This window comes from Oceanibaculum pacificum, assembly GCF_001618175.1.
GTDB lineage: Bacteria > Pseudomonadota > Alphaproteobacteria > Oceanibaculales > Oceanibaculaceae > Oceanibaculum > Oceanibaculum pacificum.
Genome location: NZ_LPXN01000076.1, coordinates 1 through 6086, shown reverse-complemented (window position 1 = coordinate 6086; position 6086 = coordinate 1). Strand labels below are relative to the sequence as shown.

The following is a 6086-nucleotide window of genomic DNA, read 5'->3' as shown; positions in this document are numbered from 1 at the left end:
CGGCGTCTCGAAGCATCGGGCGGCTGGCACCGTGACTTAACGCTTCCGGCGCCACTTGGCGGCCCTCAGCCTGAGAGCCCCATAAGGGGCGTCTCGAAGGGCCGCTGGCCAGCGCCTACAACGCCAGCGCGTCTTCCGCCGGGGTGAAGGGCAGGCCCAGCGCCTCGGCGACGGCCTTGTAGGTGACCCGGCCGGTATGCACGTTCAGCCCGTTGCGCAGATGCGCGTCGTCGGCCAGCGCCTTGCGGTAGCCCTTATCGGCCAGCGCCAGGGCGAAGGGCAGGGTGGCGTTGTTCAGCGCCACGGTGGAGGTGCGGGCGACAGCGCCCGGCATGTTGGTGACGCAGTAATGCACCACCTCGTCCACCACATAGGTCGGCTCGGCATGGCTGGTCGGGCGCGAGGTCTCGAAGCAGCCGCCCTGGTCGATGGAGATATCCACCAGCACGGAGCCGCGCTTCATCCGCTTCACCATGTCGGCGGTCACCAGCTTGGGCGCGGCGGCCCCCGGCACCAGCGCCGCGCCGATCACCAGGTCGCTGGACAGCACATGCTGCTCAATGGCGTCGCGGGTTGCGAAGATGGTGTGCAGCTCGGAGCCGAAGCGCTCGTCGAGCTGGTACAGCCGGTCCAGGCTCTTGTCGATGACCACGACATGCGCCTCCAGCCCCATCGCCATGCGCGCGGCATTGGTGCCGGCCACGCCGCCGCCCAGGATGGTGACCTTGGCCGCCGGCACGCCCGGCACGCCGCCCAGCAGCACCCCGGCCCCGCCGCGCTCCTTCTCCAGGCAGTGCGCGCCGACCTGGATCGACATGCGCCCGGCAACCTCGCTCATCGGCGAGAGCAGCGGCAGGCCGCCGCGCGCATTGGTCACCGTCTCGTAGGCGATGGCGATGCTGCCGGACTCGATCAGCGCCCTGGTCTGCGCAAGGTCGGGGGCGAGATGCAGATAGGTGAACAGCACCTGCCCCTGGCGCAGCAGCGCGTATTCGGCCGGCTGCGGCTCCTTCACCTTCACGATCATGTCGGCGGCGGCGAAGATGTCGGCAGCCTTGTCGAGGATGGTGGCGCCCGCCGCCCGGTAATCCGCATCGTCGAAGCCGATGCCGTGCCCGGCCATGGTCTCGACCATCAGCTCGTGCCCATGCTCGACCAGCTCGCGCACCGAGGCGGGCACAAGACCCACCCGGTATTCATGAATCTTGATCTCTTTCGGCACACCGATGCGCATGGCGTTCGCTCCCTTTGCCCTGACTTATTTGTAAGTTCTTTTTACAAATAAGACGTAGCATTTCGGCGCGCGAAAACCAAGGTCAGCGGCGGCTCCGCCGCTGACCGGGGCCGCCTACCGGATCAATACATCTTATATTTCAGGAACTTGCCACTCATGGTGATGGAGACACGGTCGCCATTCGGGTCGGGCTGGCGCTGGAGGTCCATCTTGAAGTCGATGGCGCTCATGATGCCATCGCCGAATTCCTCCTCGATCAGCGCCTTGAAGGTGGTACCGTAGACGCTGACCAGCTCGTAGAAGCGGTAGATCAGCGGATCGGTCGGCACCGCTGTCGGCAGGGAGCCGCGATAGGGCACTTCCTGCAGCAGCTTCACCTCGAACTCATTCAGCCCGAGAAGATCGCCGATGGCCTTGGCGGCCGGCTCGGGCAGCGGCATCTGGCCCATCAGGGCGGCGGTCGTGTATTCCTTCGACAGGCCTTCGACCTTGTCGGTGATATCCTTCCACTTCAAGCCCTTGGCGATCTTCAGGTCACGGATTTTCGCGGTCAGCTCAACGCGGGTCATGGTCGTATCCTCGATTTTCTTGGGAGGGAATGCCGGTCAGCGACCGGCGGTCTTGGCTTCCGGCAGCGGATCGCCGGGTGCGTCGATAGGGCGTGCCGCCGGCTGGCCGACGCCTGGCCGTGTGACCGGCGGGTGCATCGGGTCGTAGCCGGGGTCCGACAGCTCGGTCTTGAAGCTGTTGGCCCGGTTCACCAGGAATTCCAGCAGATGGTTGCGCATCGGGTAGTAATGCGGGTGGCGGTGCATGTCCTTCCGGGTGCGGCCCTTGGGCAAGGTGTTCTCGACGATCTCGCAGACCCGCGCCTCGGGGCCGTTGCTCATCAGCACGATCTTGTCGGCCAGCAGGATCGCCTCGTCGATGTCGTGGGTGATCATGAAGCTGGTCTGCTGGGTGGCCGCGCAGATCGACACCAGCTCGTCCTGCAGCGAGCCGCGGGTCAGCGCGTCCAGCGCGCTGAACGGCTCGTCCATCAGCAGGATATCCGGCTCGATGGCCAGCGCCCGCGCGATGCCGACGCGCTGCTTCATGCCGCCGGAAAGCTGCGACGGCTTCTTCATCTCCGAACCGGTCAGATGCACCAGATCGATATATTTCTGGCAATGGGCGCGCACCTTGGCGTTGTCCCAGCCGGAATGGCGCGAGCGCACGGCGAAGGCGACGTTGCCCATCACCGTCAGCCAGGGCAGCAGCGCGTGATGCTGGAAGATCACCGCCCGGTCCAGGCTGGGGCCGGTGATCTCCTTGCCGTTCACCACGATGCCGCCGCCGCTGCTTTCATCCAGCCCGGCCAGGATGTTCAGCAAGGTGGTCTTGCCGCAGCCGGAATGGCCGATCAGGCACACGAACTCGCCCTTCTCGATGCCGAACCAGACCTGGTCGAACACGGTGACGGCCACGCCGCCGCGCGGGGCCGGGAAGGTCTTGCGCAACCCTTCGATGCGGATATGGGAAGTGCTCATATCCCTACTCCTGATAGGCGACGAGGCGGGCGAGCCAGCCCAGCGCCTGGTCAAGGACCATGCCGATCACGCCGATGGCCAGAATGGCGATGATCACGTTGGTGATGGACAGATTGTTCCACTCGTTCCACACGAAGTAGCCGATGCCGGTGCCGCCCACGAGCATCTCGGCCGCCACGATGACCAGCCAGGCAATGCCGATGGAGATGCGCACGCCGGTCATGATGGTCGGCGCGGCGGCCGGCAGGATGACGGCAATGGCGGTGCGAAGCTGGCCAACCTCCAGCGTGCGCGCCACGTTCAGCCATTCCTTGCGCACGCTGGCCACGCCGAAGGCGGTGTTCAGCAGCATCGGCCAGACCGAGCAGATGAAGATGACGAAGATGGCGGACAGGCCGCTATCCTTGATCGTGTAGAGCGCCAGCGGCATCCAGGCGAGCGGCGAGATCGGCTTCAATATCTGGATATACGGGTCCAGCGCCTTATAGACCAAAGGCGACATGCCGATCAGGAAGCCCAGCGGAATCGCGGTCACCACCGCCAGCCCGAAGCCGGCCAGCACCCGCAGGATCGAATAGCCGAGTTGCAGGCCGATGCCCTTGTCGTTCGGGCCATTGTCGTAGAACGGGTCGGACAAATGCTGCCAGAGCGTCACGCCGATATCGCCCGGCCCCGGCATCGCCGAGGCGCCGGTGACGGCGCTGGCCCCCATCAGCTTGGCGTATTCGGGGTCGATGTCGGCCACCTTCCCGGTGCCGCTCACCGCCGCCTGCCAGATGGCGATGAAGGCGATGAACAGCACCACGGAAAGCAGCCCGGCCCGCAGGCCGAGGGGAAGCTGCATGGCTCAGGCTTTCTTGATCGGGAAGCTGGCGATGTACTCCTCGGGCTTGGACGGATCGAACATCTTGCCCATGACCGAGAAGCTCTTGGTCGTGGCGGTGGGCGGCGTCAGCCCGGCCTCGGCCATCAGCTTGGTCGCGTCGGTCGCCAGGAACACCTCCTTGGCGACGCCGGCATAATCGATCTCGCCGCTGATCTGGCCCCAGCGCTTCATCTGGGTGAGAATCCAGACCGCGAAGCTCTCCCACGGGAAGGGCGCGAAGTCGATGCGGTCGGGCACCTTCTGCACCGCGCCCAGCCCGTCGGCGAAGGTGCCGGTCAGCACCTGCTCCACCACGGTCACCGGCTGGTTCAGATAGGCGGTCGGCGCGATGGCCTCGGCGATCTGCTTGCGGTTCTCCGCCTTGGTGGCGAAGGCCGTGGCTTCGATGATGCCTTTCAGCAGCGCGCGGTAGGTGTTCGGCATGGTGGTGACGAACTCCTTGCTGGCGGCAAAGGCGCAGCAGGGATGGCCGTCCCAGATTTCCTTCGAGAGGATGTGGATGAAGCCAACGCCGTCATAGACCGCGCGCTGGTTCACCGGATCGGGAGCCAGGAAGCCGTCGAGATTTTCGGCGCGCAGATTGGCGACCATCTCCGGCGGCGGCACGGCGCGGATCTGCACGTCCTTGTCCGGGTCGATGCCATGCTCCGCCAGATAGTAGCGCAGCAGGTAATTGTGCATCGAATAGTCGAAGGGCACGGCGAATTTGAAGCCCTTCCAGCTTTTCGGGTCGCGCTTGTCCTTGTGCTTCATCGCCAGGGTGATGGCCTGGCCGTTGATGTTCTCCACCGCCGGCATGGTGTAGGGGATCGGGTTCGAGCCAGCGCCCAGGCTGATCGCCAGCGGCATGGGGGAGAGCATGTGCGCGGCGTCGTATTCCTTGTTCAGCGTCTTGTCGCGCACCACCGCCCAGCCGGCGGTCTTGATGACCTCGACATTCAGGCCGTGCTTGGAATAGAAGCCCATCGGGTGCGCCATGATGATCGGCGTGGCGCAGGTGATCGGGATGAAGCCGACCTTAAGGTCCGTCTTCTCCGGCTTGCCGGCGCCCTGGGCGAAGGCCTCGCGCGCGGTCGCCAGCGGGAAGAACTGGCTGAGCGCCGCCAGGGCCGTGCCGGCGCCGACGGTTTGCAGGAAAGCCCGGCGGGTGGCGTCGTTCGGGAACACCGCGCGCATGATCGCGGCGTCGACGATGCGGCTGTCGCGCGCCTCTTCCTCGGCGGCGATGCGCCGCTGGGCCTCCAGCTCATGCTCGTGCTGGCTCGAATGCTGGCCGCACGAGCAGCCGAGCGTCGCAGTGGGGTCGAAGGGATCTTGAAACATCGGGCCTCCCCTGGCTGTGCCTCGTTGCAATGCAACACAGCCATGAGCAAGCCGCATGCCAGCGGCGCGACCCGTTGAAATCCTAGGAAGTTTACGACCAGCGGCCCGCGCCGCTCTTTATCTTTTGCTCAATTAGTATGCACTAACCGCAAATGCATGCATTGTGGGCAGTCACACGCATTTCGCGGTCAGCCCGCCATCGACCACCAGCTCCGCGCCGGTGATATAGCGCGCCTCGTCGGAGGCCAGGAACAGCGCGGCATAGGCCACGTCCCAGGCGTCGCCCATGCGGCCCATCGGGCATTGCGCGTCGCGCTTGCGCTTCAGCTCCTCCACGTCGCCCGGCTTGCCATAGGCCCCGGTCAGCCCCTCGCGCACCATCGGCGTATCCATCAGGCCCGGCAGCACCACATTGGCGCGGATGCCCCGGCCGGCATATTCCATCGCCACGCTGCGGGTGAACGGCACGATGGCCCCCTTGGTCATGGAATAGGCGACATAGGGCACGCCCAGCCAGCGCTCGCCGGCGATGGAGCCGATATTCACGATGGCCCCGGCCCCCTGGCGCGCCATCACCGGCAGCACATGCTTGCAGGTGAGGTACATCGAGGTCAGGTTCACCTTCAGCGCCTTCTCCCAGGCCGCCTCCTCCAGATCGACCGGGCCGCCCAGGGCCATGATTCCGACATTGTTGTGCAGGATGTCGATGCGCCCGAACCGCTCGATGCAGGCACCCACCATCGCCTTCACCTGCGCCGAATCCGACACGTCGCAGACATGCGCCTCGATGCTGCCGCCCTCGGCCTCGACGGCGGCGCGGGTCTCCGCTACGGCGGCGGGATTGATGTCGATGGCGAACACGCTGGCCCCCTCGCGCGCGAACAGCGCCGCCACCGCCTTGCCATTGCCCCAGCCGGGCCCGATCGACCCCGCCCCGGTGACGATCGCCACCTTGTCCTTCAGCCTGTCGGCCATGCGTGTTTCCTCCCTGTGTGTCGTTCTTTTTGTTGCCGTGTCCTTCGAGACCCACCTCCAAGTACCTTGGCGGCGCTCCTCAGGACGAGGTCATTGGCTGGTAGCGCCCGCGCCACTAGGCTCCCTCATGCTGAGGAGC

General features: G+C 65.7%; 6 protein-coding genes. All 6 read right to left on the bottom strand.

Annotation, left to right across the window (positions count from 1 at the left end; all coding sequences use genetic code 11):
* Positions 1–115: 115 nt before the first annotated feature.
* The gene (gene ald, locus AUP43_RS05480) at positions 116–1234 is read right to left on the bottom strand and encodes an alanine dehydrogenase (protein ID WP_067553588.1); all 1119 of its coding nucleotides are present in this window, start codon (positions 1232–1234) and stop codon (positions 116–118) included.
* Positions 1235–1356: 122 nt separating this feature from the next.
* Entirely contained in the window at positions 1357–1803 is a 447-nt protein-coding gene (gene cynS / locus AUP43_RS05475; protein ID WP_067553586.1) for a cyanase, read from the bottom strand.
* 36 nt (positions 1804–1839) lie between these two features.
* Positions 1840–2763 (bottom strand): ABC transporter ATP-binding protein, encoded by a 924-nt coding sequence (locus tag AUP43_RS05470; RefSeq protein ID WP_067553584.1) that lies wholly within the window; start codon positions 2761–2763, stop codon positions 1840–1842.
* Between the two features lie 4 nt (positions 2764–2767).
* The gene (ntrB, locus tag AUP43_RS05465) at positions 2768–3607 is read right to left on the bottom strand and encodes a nitrate ABC transporter permease (RefSeq protein WP_067553582.1); all 840 of its coding nucleotides are present in this window, start codon (positions 3605–3607) and stop codon (positions 2768–2770) included.
* Positions 3608–3610: 3 nt separating this feature from the next.
* On the bottom strand, positions 3611–4972 hold the full coding sequence (locus tag AUP43_RS05460) for a CmpA/NrtA family ABC transporter substrate-binding protein (RefSeq protein ID WP_067553580.1): 1362 nt from the start codon (positions 4970–4972) through the stop codon (positions 3611–3613).
* Positions 4973–5143: 171 nt separating this feature from the next.
* Positions 5144–5947 carry an SDR family NAD(P)-dependent oxidoreductase gene (locus AUP43_RS05455; RefSeq protein ID WP_067553577.1) on the bottom strand — a complete coding sequence of 268 codons (804 nt, stop codon included), beginning with the start codon at positions 5945–5947 and terminating at the stop codon, positions 5144–5146.
* Between the last annotated feature and the right edge of the window lie 139 nt (positions 5948–6086).